Here is a 19,385-nt window from a genome sequence, read left to right as displayed (position 1 = left end):
TCAAAGCCCGGCGATGGCGCGCAGGTCGCCCACCGCACCATGGGCGGCGGCGAGTACCGGCGCTCCTTTGGTCAGTCCGGCGGCAACGGGGAAAGGATGATGCCAACCGCCGGCCTCCTTCACCAGGCAATAGCCGGCCATGCAGTCCCAGGCGTGCATATAAGGCTCGTAATAGCCGACGAGACGCCCCGCCGCCACATAGGCCAGCATCAGCGCGCCGGAGCCGTTGCGGATGAAATTGCCGCCGGCGCCGAGTAGTTTCTCGACGATCGCCGCCACCGCCGCCGGGGTGACGTGATGGTTCGCGCCGATGCCGGTAACCGCATTGCGGATCGTGCGGCTATCGTCGAGCTTGAGCGCTTTGCCGTTGAGCGTTGCGCCCATGCCGTCGGCGGCGGCGTAAAGCTCGTCATTGCAGGGTGCATGGATGACGCCGATGACGATCTCGTCGCCGCGCAGGGCGGCGATCGATATGCACCAGCTTGGCATTCCATTGACGAAGGGGCTGGTGCCGTCGATGGGGTCGACCACCCAGGTGAATTCGGACGTCCCGGCACTGGCGCCATATTCCTCGCCAAGGACCGCATCGTCGGGAAACGCCGCCGCTATGCGCTTGCGGATGAGTTCCTCCACCTCGCGATCGGCGATCGACACCACATCCTGCGGATCGGCCTTCATCTCGACGACGAGTTGCTCCCTCGCCTCGAAATAGGAAAGCGCGGCCGCACCTGCCTCCCTGGCCATTTCCTGCGCCAGAGCAAAACGATCCTGTAACTGGGCGGCATGCGATGTCATGGGTGTTCCTTCGATGAACTTCAGTTTGTGATGAGTGCGATGCCGCGATCGAGGAAGCCGATGCTGACTTCCGTCGTGGGCGCGAGGTTGCTGTCGGCGGCAGGATCGACGACGAACAGCGTGCCCGCTTCCGTCTCGACCTCATATTCCACATGGTCGCCAAGATAGGCGGCATATTTGATCGTTCCGCGCAGCGCGCCGTTCAGCGACGGATCAAGCGTGATCGCGTTCGGGCGGACCGCGATCTGCGCCGGCCCGGGCGCCACGCCCCTGCCCGGCACGGAATGTTCGAGCCCGCCGACGCGGATGATAGCGCGGCCTGCCTCGCTCCGCACGACTTCGCACGCCATCACATTGGCCTCGCCGATGAAATCCGCGATGAAGGACGAAGCTGGCATGTCGTAGAGTTCGCGCGGCGATCCCTGCTGGGCGATGCGCCCTTCCTGCATGACGACGATCCGGTCGGAAACCGCAAGCGCTTCCTCCTGGTCATGGGTGACATAGACGGCGGTGAAGCCGAGCCGCTGCTGGAGTTCGCGGATCTCGGTGCGCACGCGGCGGCGCAGCCGTGCATCGAGATTGGAAAGCGGCTCGTCCAGAAGCAAGACCTGCGGCTCCAGTACCAGCGCGCGCGCCACCGCCACCCGCTGCTGCTGGCCGCCGGAAAGCTCTGCCGGCAGGCGTGAGCCGAAGCCGGCGAGACCGACCTGGTTCAGCCCTTCCTCGGCGCGCTCCCGCGCCTGTTTCTTGCCCATATTGGATGAATCGAGGCCATAGGCGACATTCTCCAGCACGCTCATATGCGGAAACAGCGCATAGGACTGGAACACCATCGAAACGTCGCGCTCATTGGCGGGAAGCATGGTGACATCCCTGCCGCCGATCGAGATCCGGCCCGATGTCGGATGCTCCAGCCCGGCGAGCATGCGCAGCGTCGTCGTCTTGCCGCAGCCCGATGGACCGAGCAGCGTCACCAATGTCCCGGGCTCGATCGACAGCGTCAGATCATGTATCGCGGTGAAGCTGCCGAACTCTTTGCGCACATTGGAGAAAACTACCGAACCTTGAAGATTTGCCGTCATTCCCTTGCCTTTTCTGCCGACGCGACGGCCGGTGCGAACTGCTGCGCTATGCGGTTCTCCCGCCGCAGCCGTCTTTCGCCGACCAGCAGCTGGAAACCGCCGATGATGATGATCATCACGATGATCAGGGTGGAGGAATAGGCGACCGCGACGCCGTATTGCCCGTTTTCGACGAGGCCGACAATATAGGCGGTCGCCATGTTGTACTCCGCGCTGACGAGGAAGATCACGGCGCTGATCGACGTGATCGCCCGCACGAAGGAATAGACCAGCGCGGCGACGATGGCCGGGCGCAGCAGCGGCAGGATCACCTTGCGGATCGTGCGGAAGCTCGTCGCCCGCAGCGTCAGCGACGCCTCGTCCAGGCTCTTGTCGAGCTGGCTCATGGCCGCCACACCTCCCCTGACGCCCACCGGCATGTTGCGGAAGACGAAACACGCGATGAGGATGAGCGCCGTGCCGGTCATTTCCAGCGGCGGCAGATTGAACGCCATCACATAGCTGATGCCGATGACGGTTCCCGGGATGGCAAAGCTCATCATCAGCGCGAATTCGAAGACATTGCGCCCGACAAAACGCTGGCGGACGATGAGATAGGCGGTCAGCAGCCCGACTATCGCCGTAAGCGGTGCGCTGATGAGGGCGATTTCCATCGTCGTCCAGAAGGAATTCCAGGCGACGCCGGTCCAGGCAATGGCCCCGTCGGCGAAGGAGAAGGAGAATGCGCGCCGGTAATGTTCGAATGTCAGGCTGTTGTCGAGGCCCCAGGTTTTGACGAACCCGCCGAAGAAGATCATGCCATAGATGACCAGCGTGAAGCCGATCCATGGCAGCACGATCGCATGGATCGCAACGGACAGGGCGCGCGGCAGCGCGATGTGGGCGCCGGAATCGCCCTTGCCCGTCACCGTCGCAAAGCTCTTTCCGGCAAGCCAGAACCGCTGGGCCAGGAAGGCCGAAAGGGTAAAGACGAGCAGGATGATGGCGAGGACCGCCGCCCGCGAAGGATCGGTCTGCGAGCCGACCACCGCGAAGAATATCTCGGTCGAAAGCACGCCATGGCTGCCGCCCAGCACCAGCGGATTGCCGAAATCGGCCATGCTTTCGATGAAGCCGATGAGAAACGCATTGGCAAGGCCGGGCTTCATCAGCGGCAGCGATACCCGCCAGAAGGTGCGCCAGCGATCGGCCCGCAATGTCTGCGACGCCTCCTCCATCGATGGGCTGACGCCTTCGACCACGCCGATGAGGACGAGGAACGAGATCGGGGTGAAGGACAGCACCTGGGCGATCCAGATGCCCGTCAGGCCGTAGAGCCAGCGGCCGGGCTCGATGCCGAACAGGCTGGAAAGCTCCTGCGTCACCACGCCCGCCCGTCCGAACAGGAGAATGAGCGCAAGGCCGATGACGAAAGGCGGCGTGATGATCGGCAGGATGGTCAGGAGCCGCAGCGCCTTCTTGAACGGAAAGCGCGTCCGCGTGGCGATCAGCGCGAAGCAGAGGCCGAGGAATGTCGAGCCTGACGCGGTGACCACCGCGAGGAAAAGCGTGCGCCAGGCCACGCCGCAGCGATTGCCGCCGGCAAGGCAGTCGAGGCTCCAGATCGACGGATCCTGGATATTGCGGGTGAAGCCGGAAGGATCGAACGAGCCGTCGAAAGTCTGGAACGCGCCGACAAGCATGCTTCCGACCGGGTAGAACACGAAGATCGAGACGAGGAAGACCAGCAGCGCGATCGAGGCGATGACGAAGGCGTCGCCGCGCAACACGCCGCGCTCGGCGAGGCCGAAGGACAGCATCAGCGTGAAACTGATGGCCGTCAGCGCCGCGCCCGCCCCCATGGATGGCTGGCCGTCGGCAAGCGGGCCGAACAGCGTTTCGCTGATGGTCCAGCTCCAGCCGGTGAAACCGACCGCGAGCCCCTGCAGGACGAGGAACAACACGCCGGCAATGCCCGCGCCGACAAGCAGCCGCGAGCGCGCCGGGGAAACCGCCAGAAACCTTGCACAGGCGCCGATGGCGAAGATCGCGGCAATGACCGCGAGGGTCCAGCGATGGTGGGCAAGGATCTGGACGATGGCCGGGGCCTCGCCCGCGCCGCCGGGAAAACCGCCGAGCCAGTCAAGGCCGAAGAAGCCGCTTTCGATGCGGTACCATGGCAAGGCCACGAGCCCGGCAAGCCCGATGCCGAGCGCTATGTTCAATCTTCGGTCGCTTCGTTCCATTCAATCCGCCGATCGGCTCGAATTGCCACATGCCCGGCGGTCATCGCCGGGCATGGTCCAGGGTGCAGGCGCTAATTGGCGCTCGCGCCGATCTCCCGGTCCCAGCGCTCCAGCAATTGCTTGCGCTTGGCCGGATCGCCAAAGGTCTTGAAGTCGTAATCGATCAGCTTGATATCCTCGAACTTCGGTGCCTCCGGCGGCACGGTCGCGGATTTGTTGGATGGCAGCTGGAAGGATTTCGCCTCCTTCATGTGCGATTGGGCCTCGGCGGAAAGCGCCCAGTCGTACCATTGCCTGGCTTCGTCGAGATTGCGCGCGCCCTTGATGATCGACATCGAGCCGATTTCGTAGCCGGTGCCCTCGCAGGGCGCCACGGCCTTGACCGGGAAGCCTTCGGCGATCTGCGACACCGCATCATGCATGAAGACGATGCCGAGCGCCGTTTCACCGCGCGCCGCCGCCTTGACCGGAGCCGAGCCCGACTTGGTATATTGCGAGATATTGCCGTTGAGCTGCTTCAGATAGTCGAACGCCTTGTCCTCGCCCATGATCTGCACCAGCGAAGCGAGCGCGGTATAGGCGGTGCCGGAGGAATTCGGGTTGGCCATCTGGATCTCGCCCTTGAAGGACGGATCGGTAAGGTCCGACCAGCATTTGGCCTCCTTGAGCCCCTTCTGCTTGACGATATCCGTATTATAGCCCCAGCCGAGCGCACCGGCATAGACGCCGACCGTCTTGTAGCCCGAACTCTCGGCCTGCTTCTTCGCCCAATCCTGCAACTGGTCGAGGAGCGGCGACTTGTATTCCTGCGTCAATCCCTCGGCGGCGGCCTGAAGATGCGGATCGCCGGTCCCGGCCCACCAGATGTCCGTTTTCGGATTGCGCGCCTCCGCCCTGACCTTCGCATAGGTCTCGCCGGAAGAAAGGCGGACCATGTTCACCTTTATGCCCTTTTCCTTCTCGAAGTTGGTCTTCATCAATTCGCAGATGACGACATCCGCCGAGCAGATGAGATTGAGATTGCCCGCCGCCCGCACCTCCGTCGGCATCAATTGGATTCCGACCGCCAGCGCGGCGCCAAATGCCACTATCGAACGCATGATTCTCCTCCCTGATTGGCGGCGCCTCCCTGCCGCAGGTCCATTTTTGCAAACCTGTGCAAAAGTTTCATATGCGCATCAAACTTGTCAAGCGGAACCGGCGGGCGCCGCTGTTTCCGAGCGGGAAAACGCCGCCGCCGCAACCTGCCGCCAGCCTCGCATGGCGCCGCGATGCTTTACAAGGCAGGCGGCGGGCGATATTCCCGCTAGGATGACAACCGCACCATCATGTGCGGCCAACAAGGCTGTCGGATGTCCGCGACCAAGAATATAGAAAAACCGCAGGTACTGCCCCGGGGCGCGCTGGGCATGACGCTGCTGGTGCTGGCTTCGACGATCATCTCCTTCGTCATCATGATGGGCGTCACCGGGATATCGCCGACGAAGCAGGCGACGCAGATCATCATCGCGGCCAATGCCGTATCGATCCTGATCCTCATCTATCTTTCCTATGCGACGCTGCGCAAGCTGATCCTGTTCAAGAGCAAGGAGAAGCACCGCGACCTGCACACGAGCATCACGATAATCTTCGCGCTCATCGCGTCGATCCCTTCGATCATCGTCGCGTGCTTTTCGCTGATCGTCCTCGACAACCGCCTGAATTCCTGGATCAATCCGGAAAACAACCAGATCATCGACATGTCGATCAAGGCGGCGCAGTCCTATACGGAGGACAATGCCCAGAGCCTGCTCGTTACCACATTGTCGATGGTCATCGAGCTCGATGAGCGCCGCATGCTCTACAGTCTCGACCGCAGCGCCTTTTCCGACTGGCTGACCTATGATGCCGACAGGAACAATCTGCTCGGCGCCTCGCTCGTCCGCTCCGATGGCGAGGCCGTCGTGACCGCCCGCCTCTTCAACGACCTGACCCTGCCGCCGGTGCCGCTGGAGGCGCTGGCCGGCGCGGCGGGCGGCAAGCCTGTGCTCATCCCGCCGGGCGCGACCAATCTCGTCGGCGCCGTGATGAAGACGCAGAGCCTGCCGGGTCTCTATCTCTATACGATCCGCGCCGTCGATCCTTCGGCGCTCGGCAATATGCGGGTCATGACCGACAACAACCTGGAATATCAGGCGCTGGCCAGCAACCGCACCAACACGCAGATCACCTACGCCCTGCTCTATGTCGAGCTGACGCTGCTGCTGCTGCTGACGGCGGTGTGGACGGGCATCGCCGTCGCCAACCGCGTCGTCCAGCCGATCCGCCTGCTGATCGGAGCGGCCGAGGATGTCGCAACCGGCAATTTCGACGTATCGGTGCCGGTAAAGGGTTCCGACGGCGATATCGGCGCGCTGTCGCAGACGTTCAACAAGATGGTCGAACAGCTGAAGACGCAGCACAGCGCCCTCATCTCGGCCAAGGACGAGATCGACGAGCGGCGCAGATTTACCGAGGCCGTGCTCTCCGGCGTCACTGCCGGCGTCATCAGCGTGAACGCCGATGGGAAAATCGCCGGGCTGAACCGGCCGGCCGAGGCGATGTTCGGCGTTACCACCGAGGAAGCCACGGGCAGGACGCTCATCGACGTCATGCCCGAGATCGGCGAGGTTTTCGCTCTCGCCGCCGAAAACGACCGCCACTCGACCCGCAAGCAGATCGGCATCACCCATAATGGCGTGGTGCGCTCGTTCAACGTGCAGATCACCCGCGAAGAGGCGGAGACCAGGCACACCTCCTACGTCGTCACCGTCGACGACATAACCGATCTGGTGGCGGCGCACCGCTCGTCCGCCTGGGCCGACGTCGCCCGCCGTATCGCCCATGAGATCAAGAACCCGCTGACGCCGATCCAGCTTTCGGCCGAACGCATCCGCCGCCGCTACGGAAAGGTCATCGTCGAGGACCGCGCTGTGTTCGAGCAGTGCACGGATACGATCATAAGGCAGGTGGGCGATATCGGCCGCATGGTCGACGAATTCTCGGCATTCGCCCGCATGCCGAAGCCCGAGCTGACCGCCGCCAACATAGTGGATATCCTGCGCGACGCTTCCTTCCTGATCGAGATCAGCAAGGGCGCGATCAAGATCGAACATGATTTCGCCGATGAGTCGCTGATGGGCAATGTCGATGGCCGCCTGCTCGGACAGGCCTTCGGCAACATCATCAAGAATGCCTCTGAATCGATCGAGGCAGCGCTGGAATCCGGCGCCATCGACCAGGGCCACGTCCTCGTCCGGGCCAAGGGCGTCGGCACCTCGATCGTCGTCGAGGTCCTCGACAATGGCAAGGGACTGCCGCAGCAGGATCGCCACAAGCTGCTGGAACCCTATGTCACCACGCGCGAGAAAGGCACCGGCCTCGGCCTCGCCATCGTCAAGAAGATCATCGAGGACCATGGCGGCCAGCTCGAAATGCACGACGCGCCGCAGGACTTCCACGGCGGACGCGGCGCGCTCGTTCGCGTCGTCTTTCCAAGGCTCATCGAGACGGCTGCCGCCTGATTTCACCCCCGGGCTCGCTTCGTTTCACTCTACAGTAAAATGTGATGGGCGCGGCCCCGGCATAAATTGAAGCCATAGACCGAAATCGCTATAATCCTGTCCAAACGGTGAATGCGGGTACTTGTGCGCGCGGCGCCGGATGAAAAATCCCGATCTCAAAAAGCACAGCTGGCGGCAAGTCAGAGCATTTACGTAATGAGAACGCACTGGTTCACCAGTCACGCTCAGGAGGCGTCAATGATGCGACACACCAAACAGAACGGCGATATTTCCAATTGGATGACCTGCTCGATGATCCTCTTCGGCGCGGTTGCCGTGGCAGCCGTGGTCTTCGCCGTCTGAGGGCGTCAGACAGTCGGGATCGAACAGGCAGTCGGGATCGAACCGGGCCGCCGCCCCGTGCACGACTGCGTAGTCCGGGCATGGGCATCGAGCCGCGCGCGCAAGCCGTGCACTCTGCCAAGCCCCGCGCGCCCTGTTTGCCGCGCGCACGGCTCCGCAAGCCCGCGCGCTACTTGTTCGCCGCGTGCATGCGCTTCAAGCCCCGCGCGCAAGCGCTTCAAGCCTCCTGCGCGGCTCTGTGGCCGTGCGCACAGCCGCGTAGCCCCGTTGTGCATGGCTGCGTAGTACTCGCGCACGGCTCCGCAAGCCCCGCACGTCCTGTTCACCGCGCGCAAGCGCTTCAAGCCCTGCGCGCAAGCGCCCCAAGTCGTGGCGCACGCGTTTTAACCCTCGCGCATGCCCTTTCGGGTGCGTCCGGACGGAACAAATATGCCACGCGCCATGTTCTTGACCTGAACAGGGAGATCGACATGCAGGGACGAGAGACCATCATCGCCATCATCGTCGTGCTGGTGATAGCCGGCGCGGCTGCCTTTTTCTATACCCGCAGCGCCGGCAACCAGGACAACCAGACCCAGCCTTCGCCGCACGCATTGGATCAGACGGAATAAACGATCAGACGGAATAAACCTACCGGCTGCGCTCCAGCACCGACTTTCGCTGTTCGGCCTTGCCCAGCGCGGCCGATATGGTCTGCAGCATGTCGTCCCAGCCGGCCTCGCGCATCAGTTCGCGCAACGCTGCCAGCTCGCCGATCATATGTTCCAGAACCGCTATGGATTCCCCCTCGTTTGGTGCCATGCCGTTGCCCGTCTTTCTTGTTATTCTTCATGCAGTTTAAACAATTTTTTCCCTCGTGTATCTCAGTCCTTAGTCGTAGACATTTCTGCTGACGCGCACTCCAACCCAGGCTGAGCTGACGATGACGGATTTCCACGCCTTTATCCGCGACAGGCTGCCTCTGGCCGAGCTGGCCTCGCTTCCTCCGCTCGCCCTGCACAGGGCAAGCCCGGCCAGCGGATTGGGCAGGCTTCTTGATTCACTTGATGAAGAAAGCCAGCCGCCCTACTGGGCCTATGTCTGGGCCGGCGGCGCAGCACTGGCGCGATACGTTCTCGAACAGCCGGACAGCGTGCGCGGCAAATCGGTCTTCGACCTCGGTTCCGGTTCCGGCCTCGTCGCCATCGCGGCGGCAAAGGCCGGAGCGAGGCAAAGCCGCGCTTCCGAAATCGATCCGCGCGGCGTCGCCGCCATCGGCTTGAACGCGGCGGCCAACAATGTCTCGATTGCGGTCACGCCCGGCGACGTCACGGATGCGGCGCCCCCGGTGGCCGACATCATCATGGCGGGCGACCTGTTCTACGATCCGGACGTCGCCAAACGGGTGCTGGCCTATCTCGACCGTTGCCTCGACGCCGGGCTCGATGTGCTCATCGGCGATCCGGGGCGGGCGTTCCTGCCCTTGCACCGGCTGCGGAAACTGGCGGAATATGACGTCACCGATTTCGGCCTTTTGAACGCCGAGACGGTGCGATCGGCGGTTTTCCGTCTCGAAGCCGTGGCCTGAGGGGTTTTCGCGCGCTCCCGGCCGGCGCAAAATGGCGAAATATTGATTCGATGGCGCAGAGCGGATTGAGGGTGAGAAAATGGAGACAAATCTGGTCAATCCGGCCTTTGCCCATGACCTTTTCGTGCATCTGCGCGTCATTGTCGGCATCGTGCTGGGACTGAGCCTGACGCGCCTCGTCAGCGGCCTCACCCAATTCGTGCAGCATCCCCACATCTACAAGGTCGATCTGCTGCATATCGGCTGGGTCGTCTACCTGCTGGTCTCCATCATACATTTCTGGTGGTTCGAATTTGCGCTGTCCGGAATCCAGGTCTGGACGTTCCAGAAATATGTGTTCCTGATCGGCTATGCCATGCTCTTCGTCTTTCTTTCGACGCTGCTCTTTCCCGAAAACATCAGGGAATATGGCACGCATGCCCAGTATTTCCAGGACCGGCGCCAGTGGTTCTACGCCATCCTCGCCGTTACCTTCATCATCGATCCGCTCGATACGATGATGAAGGGCCCGGCCTACATCCAGGCGCTCGGCGATGAATACTGGATAAAGCAGGCCATCTATGCGCTCTGCGCCATCATCGCCATATTCGTCGCCAGCAAGACCTACCAGGCGGTGTTTCTCGTCATCGGCCTCGTCTATGAGATCGTCTGGATCATCCGCGTCTATGACGTGCTCTAGCTGCGAGCTTTCAGCCGCCTGGTTTAGGTCAGGAACAATCAGGCATCCTCAAGCGGCCTGATACTTGAGTAATCATGCGTAGCCTTTGCCTTTGACAGGTCGTGAGCGGCCTGCAAGTTCATCCAGAATTCAGCGCTGACCCCGAGCACCCTTTCGAGCCTTGCAGCCGTATCGCCGGTCATGCCTCGTTCGCCGAGTATCAGTTGCGTAATCCGGTTGGCGGGCACGTCCATCGCCTCGGCAAGCTTGCGCGCACTGAGGTTCATCGGGATCATGAACGCATGTTTCAGCATTTCGCCGGGATGCGTAACAATTCTAGCCATGGTGCCACCGGTTGCCCTATCGTTCATACTACGTAACGCATAACGGCAGAATATAGAAGGGTGCGTTGCCCTGAGGGGTAGCCTGATCGCAGCCTCACACAATCGTTGGATCGGCGCGGCGGATCTGCGGTTGCAATCGACCGATAAATAATTTCTACTTCCGGTGGATATATTGGCAAAACGTTCCAAGACGAAGCCACCAAGGTTGCTAGCATGCGAAATGGACAATGAAACCAGTGAGATAGAACTTCTGTTTCACATAAGCTTGCGGGACAAATCATGATCTTGAAAACCATCGCCACCGTCGGCATTGCCGTTCTCGCGGCGGCGACAGCGGCAACGGCAGGCCTTGCCCAGACGGTCAAAATCGGCAGCAAGAACTTCACCGAACAGTTCGTCGTTGCCGAAATCTACGCCCAGGCGCTGGAGAAGGCGGGCATCACCGTCGAGCGCCGCCTCAACCTGGGTGCAACCCTGATTGCACATTCCGCCCTCACCAGCGGCGATATCGATCTTTACCCCGAATATACGGGCACGGCGCTTGCGGCCGTGGTGAAGGGTGACCTTTCCGGCTCGGCCGACAAGATCTACAAGGACGTCAAGGATTACTACGAGAAGAACCTGCAGCTGACGCTGCTGCAGCCGACGGCGATCAACAATGGTTATGCCATAATCACCCTGCCGGAGACGGCGCAGAAATACAATCTGAAGACATTGTCCGATCTCGGCGGCCCCTCGAAGGAACTGTCGTTCGGCGCCGAAGGCGGCTTTGGCGAGCGCAAGGACGGCCTGCCCGGCCTCAAGCAGACCTATGGCATCGAGTTCAAGGATTTCCGCATCTTCGCCAAGCTCGGCATCCGCTACAGCGCGCTGACGAGCGGCAATATCGACGTTTCCTACGGCTTCAGCACCGACTGGCAGATCGCCGACAGCAAGCTCGTCGTCCTCGATGACGACAAGCATCTTTTCCCGCCCTATTACCTCGTTCCGGTGGTGAGGCAGGATACGCTGGCGAAGAACCCGAAGATCGCCGAAGTGCTCGACAAGGTCAGCCCGCTGCTGACCAACGAGATCATGCGCGATCTCAATGCGGCCGTGGAGCGCGACAAGAAGGAACCCAAGGACGTCGCGGCGGAGTTCCTGAAGGAAAAGGGCGTCTGAGCGGGCCTGCCTGAGGGGCCTTGTCTGGCCGGGCCTCTGTCAGACTGCCTGACGGCGGCCTGACCGAAGAGAATTGCAGCGGCGGAGGTGAACGCATCTCCGCCGCCGCCACATGAAGAAATGCAGGAAGACTTGCTTGAACTGGGCTCCCAACAACATCCCCGAAATCCTCGCCGCCACCTGGCAGCACCTCGTGCTGTCCGTGTCCTCGGTGGCGATCGGCCTCGTCATCGCGCTCGTCCTCGGCATCCTGTGCGCGCGCAACCAGAAGCTCTATGCCTTCGTGCTGACGATCACCGGCATCATCTTCGTCATACCGAGCCTCGCGCTCTTCGCCCTGCTCATTCCCTGGCTCGGCCTCGGCATGAAGCCGGCGCTCGTCGGCCTGTCGTCCTATTGCCTGCTGATCCTGCTGCGCAACGTCGTGACGGGCCTGCGCGGCGTGCCTGCCGAGGTGCTCGATGCCGCCGACGGGATGGGCTATAGCGCCCGGCAAAGGTTGCTGCGCATCGAACTGCCGCTTGCCCTGCCCCTCATCGTTTCCGGCATCCGCATCGCGCTGGTGACCGTGATCGGCATCGCCACCGTCGCGGCCTTCATCGATGGCGGCGGCCTCGGCACCATCATCCTGATGGGCATCGACCAGGAATATCCCGAGAAGATCCTCGTCGGCGGCATATTGACGGCGCTGATGGCGACATTCTTCGACCTGCTGCTGAGCCAGGCCGAAAAGCGCATGATGCGGGGGCGCTGACCATGCTCGCCACCGCTTTCACCTGGATCATCGAGCACCAGCCGGAGTTCTACCAGGCGCTGGGCCAGCATCTCGTCATGTCGGGCGTATCGCTGGCAATCGCGCTTGCCATAGGCCTGCCGCTGGCCGTCTTCATCGTCAATCGCAGCAATTTCGCGCTCGTCATCATCAATTCGGTCAATGCGCTGCGCACGGTCCCGAGCCTCGCCATCCTTGCGATCATGATGCCGCTGCTGGGCATCGGCCTATGGCCCTCCATCGTCGCGCTCACCATCCTCGCCCTGCCGCCGATCCTGCTCAACGCCTTTGTCGGGCTGCGCGATGTCGATCCCGACGCGGTGGAAGCCGCCATCGGCATGGGCATGAGCCGCGGCCAGGTGCTGCGCAAGATCCGCATCCCGCTGGCTGCCCCGGCGATGTTCGCCGGCGCGCGCACGGCGGCTGTGCAGGTGCTGGCCGGCGCGACGCTGGCGCCCTTCATCGGCGGCGGCGGGCTCGGCGATTTCATTGCCGTCGGCATCAGCATGATGGACATGTCGCGCCTTCTCGTCGGTGCCGTGCCGATTGCGCTGCTGGCGCTCGCCACCGAATTCATCCTTGGCCTCGCCGAGCGGATATTTTTCTCAGAAAGAGCCACCGCATGATCACGATGGAACATGTTACCAAGCGCTATGCCGAGAGCGGGCTGGCGGCTGTCGACGATCTCTCGCTCATCGTGCCGGAAGGCAGCACGACCGCGCTGATCGGCCCGTCCGGCTGCGGCAAGACCACGACGATGCGCATGATCAACCGGCTGATCGAGCCGACCGAAGGCAAGATAATCGTCAATGGCGAGGATGTTACGCGGGTCGATCCTGTCGGCCTGCGCCGCCATATCGGCTATGTTATCCAGCAGGTCGGCCTGTTTCCGCACATGACGATCGCGCAGAACATCGCCGCCGTTCCGAAGCTCCTCGGCTGGGACGATGCCCGGATCAAGCGGCGAACCGAGGAATTGCTGGCGCTGGTCGGCCTCGATGCGCGGGAAATGCTCACGCGCTATCCGCGCCAATTGTCCGGCGGGCAGCGCCAGAGAATAGGCGTGGCGCGCGCCCTCGCCGCCGATCCGCCGGTGCTGCTGATGGATGAGCCCTTCGGCGCCATCGACCCCATCGCCCGGACCCGGCTGCAGGACGAGTTCAAGCAGATATTGCAGCGGGTGCGCAAGACCGTGGTATTCGTGACCCATGATCTCGACGAGGCGATCCGGCTCGGCGATCGCATCGCCATCATGAAGGAAGGCAAGATCGTCCAGTATGATACGCCCGACACCATCCTCTCGCGCCCGGCAACGCCGTTCGTCGAGAGTTTCGTCGGCATCGACCGCGCCATCAAGCGGCTTTCGCTGTTCAAGGTGGGCGAGGCCATGAGCGAAGGCCAGCCCGGCGCCAATGCCGCGACGGTCGGGATCGACAGCAACCTGCGCGATGCGCTGGCGCTGATGGTGGCGGCCAATAGCGACGTGCTCGGCGTCACCGATGGCGATGGCAGGGTGCAGGGCAAACTGACGCGCGAGGCGGTTTTCGCGGTCTGACGGCAAGACTTGGAACAGCGATGTATATCGGATTGTCACTTTCGCCATTCGGGCATCATCCTTCGGCCTGGCGCCGGCACAGGGGCACGGCCGCGCTCGGCTTCCAAGCGCTCGCCGCGCAGGTGAAGCTGGCCGAGCAGGCCGCGCTGGATTTCGTCTTCCTGCCCGATCTCGCCGGCAAGCGCCCGCAGCGCGCGCTTCATCCCGAGGCGACACCCTTCGAGCCGACGCTGCTGATCTCGGCGCTGGCGACCGTCACCCGCAGGATCGGGCTGGTCGGAACCGCACTCACGACGCAGCACGAGCCCTATAATCTGGCGCGCCGCTTCGCCTCGCTCGATCTCGTCAGCCATGGCCGCACGGGCTGGAACCTTGCCCCCGGCGACAATTCGGACCGGGCGGGCGAATATGTGCAGCTGGTGCAGGCGCTATGGCAAAGCTGGGATGCCGACGCCTTCCTCTACGACAAGCAGGGCGGCCGCTTCTTCGATCCGGCCAAGATGCACGTGCTGGATCACAAGGGCGAATATTTCACCGTGCGCGGCCCGCTCAACGTCAATCCGTCGCCGCAGGGCGCGCCCGTGATCGCCGCCACCGTTACCGGCGCGGCGCAATCGCCTGCCGCCGGCAAGGCCGAGCTGATCCTTGTCGAGGCTGCCACCATCGAGGAGATGATCGCGATCGCCGACCGCCTGCGATCGTCCCGGAACGGGCCGGAGCCGAGGATACTCGCCAGCATCGCCCCTCATATCGCCACGTCGATGGACGAAGCGGAGGCGCTTCGGCGCGAGTTCCCGATGGAACTGCCTGAACTTGTCGGAACGCCGGAGACCATCGCCGACAGCATCGCCGGCTGGCAGGGAAATTTCGATGGCTTCCTCATCCATCCTCCGCTGGCGCCGGATGGCGTGCAGCTTGTCGTGGACGGGCTCGTTCCAGCGCTGCGGCGACGCGGGCTGTTCCGGGATGGATATGAGGCCGATACGCTGCGCGGGCATCTCGGCCTTGCCGCGCCCGCAATACTGCCAGGCGGAGCACGATGATGGGCGAACAGATGAAACTCGGCGCATTCCTCATGGCCGGCGGACACCACATCGCCGCATGGCGCCACCCTTCGGCCGTGGCCGATGCCGGAACCGATATCGGCCATTTCATCGCCCTTGCGCGGATCGCGGAGGCGGCGAAATTCGACATGATCTTCGTCGAGGACGCCGCCGCGATCCGCGAGAAGGACCCGAACCTTGCCAGCCAGGCGGCGCGCTCCACCATGTTCGAGCCGCTCAGCCTCCTCGCCGCGCTCGCCGTGAACACGGCCCGTATCGGCCTCGTCGCCACCGCATCCACCACCTATAACGACCCCTATGGGCTGGCGCGCCAGTTCGCGGCGATCGACAGCCTCAGCGGCGGCCGGGCAGGCTGGAACCTCGTCACCTCCGCCAGCGAGCTCGAAGCCGCGAATTTCGTTTCGAGCGGGCTGCGGCCGCATGCGCAACGCTATGAACGGGCGGAGGAGTTCGCAGCCGCCGCGCTCGCCCTGTGGGACAGCGTCGGCGACCATGCCCATGTGCTCGACGGCGAGACCTTCGCCGATGCGGCGGCGCTGACGCCGGTCGCGCATCAGGGCGTTCATTTCAGCGTCGATGGCATTCTCGAAAGCCGGCGGTCGGCGCAGGGCCGGCCCATCATGGTCCAGGCCGGCGCATCCGATGCCGGCAAGAACCTCGCAGCCCGCACGGCCGACGTCGTCTTCACCGCCGCGCAGACCATGCAGGAAGCGCAGGACTATTATGCCGACCTCAAGGGCCGCATGGCGCGCTTCGGCCGCCAGCCGGCCGATATCAAGATCCTGCCCGGGGTTTCGCCGATCGTTGCATCCAGCGAAAGCGAGGCCCGCGCCAAATATGAAGCGCTGCAGGAGCTCATCCCCGACGAGGTCGGCGTCGGCCTGCTCGCGAGCTACCTCAGCATCAAGGACCTGTCGCAATATCCGCTCGACGGGCCGCTGCCCGAAATGCCGCCGACGGACGGCATCCAGAGCCGCCAGCAATTGATCGTCGATCTCGGCCGGCGGGAAAACCTCTCCATCCGGCAACTGGCCCGCCACTTCGCCGGTGCGCGCGGCCATTGGCAGCTGGTGGGGACGCCGGCGCAGATCGCCGATGAACTCGAAGCGCGGTTCAGGGGCGGCGCGGCTGACGGTTTCAATGTCATGGCGGCGCATTTCCCGGATGGCCTGACCGATTTCACCGAGCTTGTGGTTCCGGAATTGCGGCGCCGCGGCCTGTTCCGCGACGAATATGAGGGCGCGACGCTGCGCGAAAACCTGGGGCTGAAAGCGCCCTTCACACCGCGGGAAGAATCATGAATCCGATCTATATCGACTATCTGAATGCCTTCGACATCGAGGCATTGGCGTTGAACGAAGCCGAGATACTCGCGGCCATCGAGACATCGCTTGGCGCGCAGGGACAAGGCAGGACCGTCGTCGAGCCGCGCGTCCACCTGGAGCCGGACCCGGGTTTTCACGGGCATTTCAACGTGTTGCGCGGCTATGTTGCACCGCTGGATCTCGCCGGCGTCAAGATCGTCGGTGATTTCGTCGATAATTACAAACATGGCTATCCGTCGGAATTCGGCGTCTTGAACCTGTTCGATCCGCGCACCGGCGTGCCGCGCGCCATACTGGACGCGACGGTGATAACCGACATGCGCACCGGCGCCGTCACGGCCATCGGCGCGAAGCATCTGGCGCGCAAGGATTCGAAGATCCTCGGCCATATAGGCGCGCGCGGCACGGCCTATTGGAACGTCCGGCTGCTCGACCATCTCTTCGATTTCGACGAGATCCGCGTCCATTCCCGCCGTCCGGAAAGCCGGGAGGCATTCGCGAAGAAGCTGTCGGACGACCTCGGCAAGGCGGTGATCGTGACCGACAACTGGCGCGACTGCGTCGATGGCGCGGATATCGTCGTCGAGGCGTCGCGCCTGCCCGAGCCGAAGCCCATGCTGATGACCGAATGGATCAAGCCCGGCGCATTCGTGGTTCCCTATGGCACGATGAGCGCGGTGGAACTCTCCCTGACCGATATCATGGACAAGCTGGTCGTCGACGACTGGGGCCAGTGCAAGGGCGGCAAATTCGGCTCGCTGCGCGCCCATGTCGAGGCGGGCAAGCTCTCCGAAGCAACGTTGCACGCGGAACTCGGCCAGATCGTTGCCGGTCTCAAGCCCGGCCGCGAACAGGCCGGCGAAACCATCCTGTTCTGGCACCGCGGCCTGTCCTTGAGCGACATCGCCCTCGGTCATGCCATGCTCGAAAAGGCGAAGACGCTGGGGATCGGCCAGCGGCTGCGTTTCGCATGAGCGGGATCGTGCTTGGCGGCTCGCCCGTCTCCATCGCCGATATCGCGGCCATAGCCAGGGAGCATGCGCCGGTGGCGGCGGCCCCTGAGGTGGCGGAGCGCCTGGTTCGGGCCCGCGCCATCCTCGACGCGGCGGCGGCCGGCGGGCAGCCGATCTATGGCCTGAACACCGGCCTCGGCGCCAATATCGGCACCAGCGTCAGCGATGGCGCCGCGGGCTTCCAGCAACAGCTCGTCCGCGGCCGCGACATGGGCGTGGGCGCACCGCTGGCGCCGGATATCGCCCGCGCGGTCCTCGCGGCACGGCTTTCCATGCTCGCCGCCGGTGGCTCCGGCATCTCGCCCCATCTGTTCGGCGACCTGCTGCGGGTCCTCAATAGCGGCCTGAACCCGCTCCTGCCGTCGATCGGCTCGATCGGTGCGGGCGATCTCGTGATATTGGCCGCCCTCGCCACCTGCCTGATCGGCGACGGCCGCGCCGAATGGAACGGCACGGTCTACCCTTCCCGGCAGGCGATGCAGCTGGCGGGGCTGGAGCCGATCGTTCTCGGCCCGAAGGACGGGCTGTCGCTCATCAACGCCTCCGCCTTGTCGGCCGGGCATGGCGCGCTGGTCCTCGCCGATGCGCGGGCGCTGCTGGCGCACCAGCGCGCGGCGGCGGCCTTGAGCTTCGAGGCGATGGGCGGCAATCCCGCCATCTTGACGCCGGCGATCCAGCAGGCCCGGCCCGCCGCCGGACAGGTCGAGGAAGCCGAACTGCTGCGCGGCATGATCGACGGGTCGGCGCTCCATGGCCGCCGCCCGGCGCTGCAGGATCCGCTCAGCCTGCGCTGCATCCCGTCCATCCATGGCACCCTCAGCGCTGCGCTGGCAACGGCCATTGCCGCCGTCGAGACCGAATTGAACGCCGCCGGCGACAATCCCCTGGTGCTGGTCGAGGAGGAGCGCGTTCTTTCCACCGGAAATTTCCACACGCCGGCCATGGCGCTGGCCTTCGAAACGCTGGGGCTCGCCATCGCCCAGGCGGCGCTTGCCGGCGCTGCCCGCTTCATCCAGCTGACGGGTCGGGCGCGCAACGGCCTGCCGAAATATCTCTCCCCGGTCGGTGGCGCCTCTGCCGGTTTCGTGCCCCTGCAGAAGACCGTCACCGCCCTGACAGGCGCCATCCGCCACAAGGCAAACCCGGTGATGCTGGATTTCCTCGCCGTTTCCGAAGGCGTGGAGGACCACGCCACGCAAACGCCTTTGGCGGTTTCAAAATGTGCGGAAATGCTGGTGCTGTGGCGGCAGCTCATCGCCTGCGAGATGCTGGCGGCGGCGCAGGCGGTGGATCTGCAGCCGGATCACCATTGCGGCAAGGGAACGCGCCGCGTCCATGAATTCGTCCGCTCGGTGAGCGCGGCGCTCGGCGAGGACCGGCCGCTTGGCCCGGAAGTCGCGGCGCTCGGTGATGCACTCGCTTTCCATCGCATCGCCGACGATCGCGTCGCCGGCCATCACCTCGCCAAAGATCGCGTCGCCAAAGATCGCCTCGCCGACGATCGCTTGGACTGAAAAAGGCGGCCCTTTCGGACCGCCTTTCCATGGTTCTGCCCCGTCGGGAAGATTATCCGAGACGGAAGATTGCGAGCGGATACCAGTAGCCATCACGGTGGCGGCGATAGCCGCGACGATATTCGCGATGGCCGCGATGGCCCCGCCAATAGCCACGACGATCGCGGCGATTGTCATAGCGATGCCTGCGGTCATGACGATCCCAGCGATCGCGCCGGTCGCGGCGATGCTCGTAGCGCCGCTTGTCGCGATGCTGCACCTGGACGACATTGGTCGCCGCCGGCACGTTCGGGTTTGCGACGGGAGCCGCAAAAGACGAACTCAGGGACGTCAGCCCCAGGAAGAGTGCAAGAAGTCCTGCCGCACAAAACGAAATCAGATTCTTCAATTTTAGCTCCTATCAACTTTGTACAACCACAACTGCTC

19 protein-coding genes are annotated in these 19,385 nt (G+C 63.6%); 12 read left to right on the top strand and 7 right to left on the bottom strand.

The features are described 5' to 3' along the window. From M8997_RS01855 to M8997_RS01840, 4 genes are all read right to left on the bottom strand, one after another. Positions 1-795: an inositol monophosphatase family protein gene (locus M8997_RS01855; protein WP_250013158.1), complete on the bottom strand. Its 795-nt coding sequence runs from the start codon at positions 793-795 to the stop codon at positions 1-3. Between the two features lie 20 nt (positions 796-815). Then, positions 816-1,877, bottom strand: a complete 1,062-nt coding sequence (locus M8997_RS01850) for an ABC transporter ATP-binding protein (RefSeq protein ID WP_250013157.1) — start codon at positions 1,875-1,877, stop codon at positions 816-818. Next, positions 1,874-4,102: an iron ABC transporter permease gene (locus tag M8997_RS01845; RefSeq protein WP_250013156.1), complete on the bottom strand. Its 2,229-nt coding sequence runs from the start codon at positions 4,100-4,102 to the stop codon at positions 1,874-1,876. Before M8997_RS01845 ends, M8997_RS01850 begins: the two co-directional genes overlap by 4 nt. A 71-nt stretch (positions 4,103-4,173) precedes the next feature. Then, the gene (locus tag M8997_RS01840; protein ID WP_250013153.1) at positions 4,174-5,202 is read right to left on the bottom strand and encodes an ABC transporter substrate-binding protein; all 1,029 of its coding nucleotides are present in this window, start codon (positions 5,200-5,202) and stop codon (positions 4,174-4,176) included. 252 nt (positions 5,203-5,454) lie between these two features. On the opposite strand from M8997_RS01840, the gene M8997_RS01835 reads away from it, so the two are divergent. Beyond that, positions 5,455-7,644 (top strand): PAS domain-containing sensor histidine kinase, encoded by a 2,190-nt coding sequence (locus M8997_RS01835; protein ID WP_250013151.1) that lies wholly within the window; start codon positions 5,455-5,457, stop codon positions 7,642-7,644. Positions 7,645-8,456: 812 nt separating this feature from the next. Further along, positions 8,457-8,597 carry a hypothetical protein gene (locus tag M8997_RS01830; protein WP_250013149.1) on the top strand — a complete coding sequence of 47 codons (141 nt, stop codon included), beginning with the start codon at positions 8,457-8,459 and terminating at the stop codon, positions 8,595-8,597. A gap of 19 nt (positions 8,598-8,616) precedes the next feature. On the opposite strand, the gene M8997_RS01825 is transcribed toward M8997_RS01830, so the two are convergent. Beyond that, complete coding sequence (locus M8997_RS01825) at positions 8,617-8,787, bottom strand: hypothetical protein (RefSeq protein ID WP_250013147.1); 171 nt, start codon at positions 8,785-8,787, stop codon at positions 8,617-8,619. Between the two features lie 121 nt (positions 8,788-8,908). Between M8997_RS01825 and M8997_RS01820 the strand changes: the two genes are divergently transcribed. Both M8997_RS01820 and M8997_RS01815 read left to right on the top strand, forming a co-directional pair. Then, entirely contained in the window at positions 8,909-9,553 is a 645-nt protein-coding gene (locus tag M8997_RS01820) for a methyltransferase (protein ID WP_250013145.1), read from the top strand. Positions 9,554-9,632: 79 nt separating this feature from the next. Beyond that, complete coding sequence (locus M8997_RS01815; protein ID WP_250013143.1) at positions 9,633-10,232, top strand: hypothetical protein; 600 nt, start codon at positions 9,633-9,635, stop codon at positions 10,230-10,232. Positions 10,233-10,270: 38 nt separating this feature from the next. Here the strand turns inward: M8997_RS01815 and M8997_RS01810 are convergent, their stop codons facing one another. After that, entirely contained in the window at positions 10,271-10,555 is a 285-nt protein-coding gene (locus M8997_RS01810) for a HigA family addiction module antitoxin (protein ID WP_250013141.1), read from the bottom strand. A 279-nt stretch (positions 10,556-10,834) separates the two neighbouring features. Between M8997_RS01810 and M8997_RS01805 the strand changes: the two genes are divergently transcribed. The 8 genes from M8997_RS01805 to hutH all read left to right on the top strand — a co-directional run bounded on the left by M8997_RS01805 (position 10,835) and on the right by hutH (position 18,959). Continuing rightward, positions 10,835-11,716, top strand: coding sequence for a glycine betaine ABC transporter substrate-binding protein (locus M8997_RS01805; protein ID WP_250013139.1), 882 nt, complete (start codon positions 10,835-10,837; stop codon positions 11,714-11,716). Positions 11,717-11,852: 136 nt separating this feature from the next. Then, positions 11,853-12,470 carry an ABC transporter permease gene (locus M8997_RS01800; RefSeq protein WP_250013137.1) on the top strand — a complete coding sequence of 206 codons (618 nt, stop codon included), beginning with the start codon at positions 11,853-11,855 and terminating at the stop codon, positions 12,468-12,470. Positions 12,471-12,472: 2 nt separating this feature from the next. Further along, positions 12,473-13,114, top strand: coding sequence for an ABC transporter permease (locus M8997_RS01795; protein ID WP_250013135.1), 642 nt, complete (start codon positions 12,473-12,475; stop codon positions 13,112-13,114). Then, positions 13,111-14,043 carry an ABC transporter ATP-binding protein gene (locus M8997_RS01790; protein WP_250013133.1) on the top strand — a complete coding sequence of 311 codons (933 nt, stop codon included), beginning with the start codon at positions 13,111-13,113 and terminating at the stop codon, positions 14,041-14,043. The genes M8997_RS01795 and M8997_RS01790 overlap by 4 nt, the downstream gene beginning before the upstream one ends. Before the next feature lie 20 nt (positions 14,044-14,063). Next, positions 14,064-15,086, top strand: coding sequence for an LLM class flavin-dependent oxidoreductase (locus M8997_RS01785; RefSeq protein ID WP_250013131.1), 1,023 nt, complete (start codon positions 14,064-14,066; stop codon positions 15,084-15,086). After that, the gene (locus M8997_RS01780; RefSeq protein WP_371929473.1) at positions 15,086-16,408 is read left to right on the top strand and encodes an LLM class flavin-dependent oxidoreductase; all 1,323 of its coding nucleotides are present in this window, start codon (positions 15,086-15,088) and stop codon (positions 16,406-16,408) included. The genes M8997_RS01785 and M8997_RS01780 overlap by 1 nt, the downstream gene beginning before the upstream one ends. Then, positions 16,405-17,406 (top strand): ornithine cyclodeaminase family protein, encoded by a 1,002-nt coding sequence (locus M8997_RS01775; RefSeq protein WP_250013129.1) that lies wholly within the window; start codon positions 16,405-16,407, stop codon positions 17,404-17,406. Before M8997_RS01780 ends, M8997_RS01775 begins: the two co-directional genes overlap by 4 nt. Next, entirely contained in the window at positions 17,403-18,959 is a 1,557-nt protein-coding gene (hutH, locus tag M8997_RS01770; protein ID WP_250013128.1) for a histidine ammonia-lyase, read from the top strand. Before M8997_RS01775 ends, hutH begins: the two co-directional genes overlap by 4 nt. A gap of 52 nt (positions 18,960-19,011) precedes the next feature. Here the strand turns inward: hutH and M8997_RS01765 are convergent, their stop codons facing one another. Continuing rightward, a complete protein-coding gene (locus M8997_RS01765; RefSeq protein ID WP_250013127.1) occupies positions 19,012-19,347 on the bottom strand; it encodes a hypothetical protein in 336 nt (111 codons plus the stop codon). Between the last annotated feature and the right edge of the window lie 38 nt (positions 19,348-19,385).

The organism is Phyllobacterium sp. 21LDTY02-6, assembly GCF_023554255.2.
Classification (GTDB): Bacteria; Pseudomonadota; Alphaproteobacteria; order Rhizobiales; family Rhizobiaceae; genus Phyllobacterium.
This window is presented reverse-complemented; position numbering and strand designations above follow the sequence as displayed.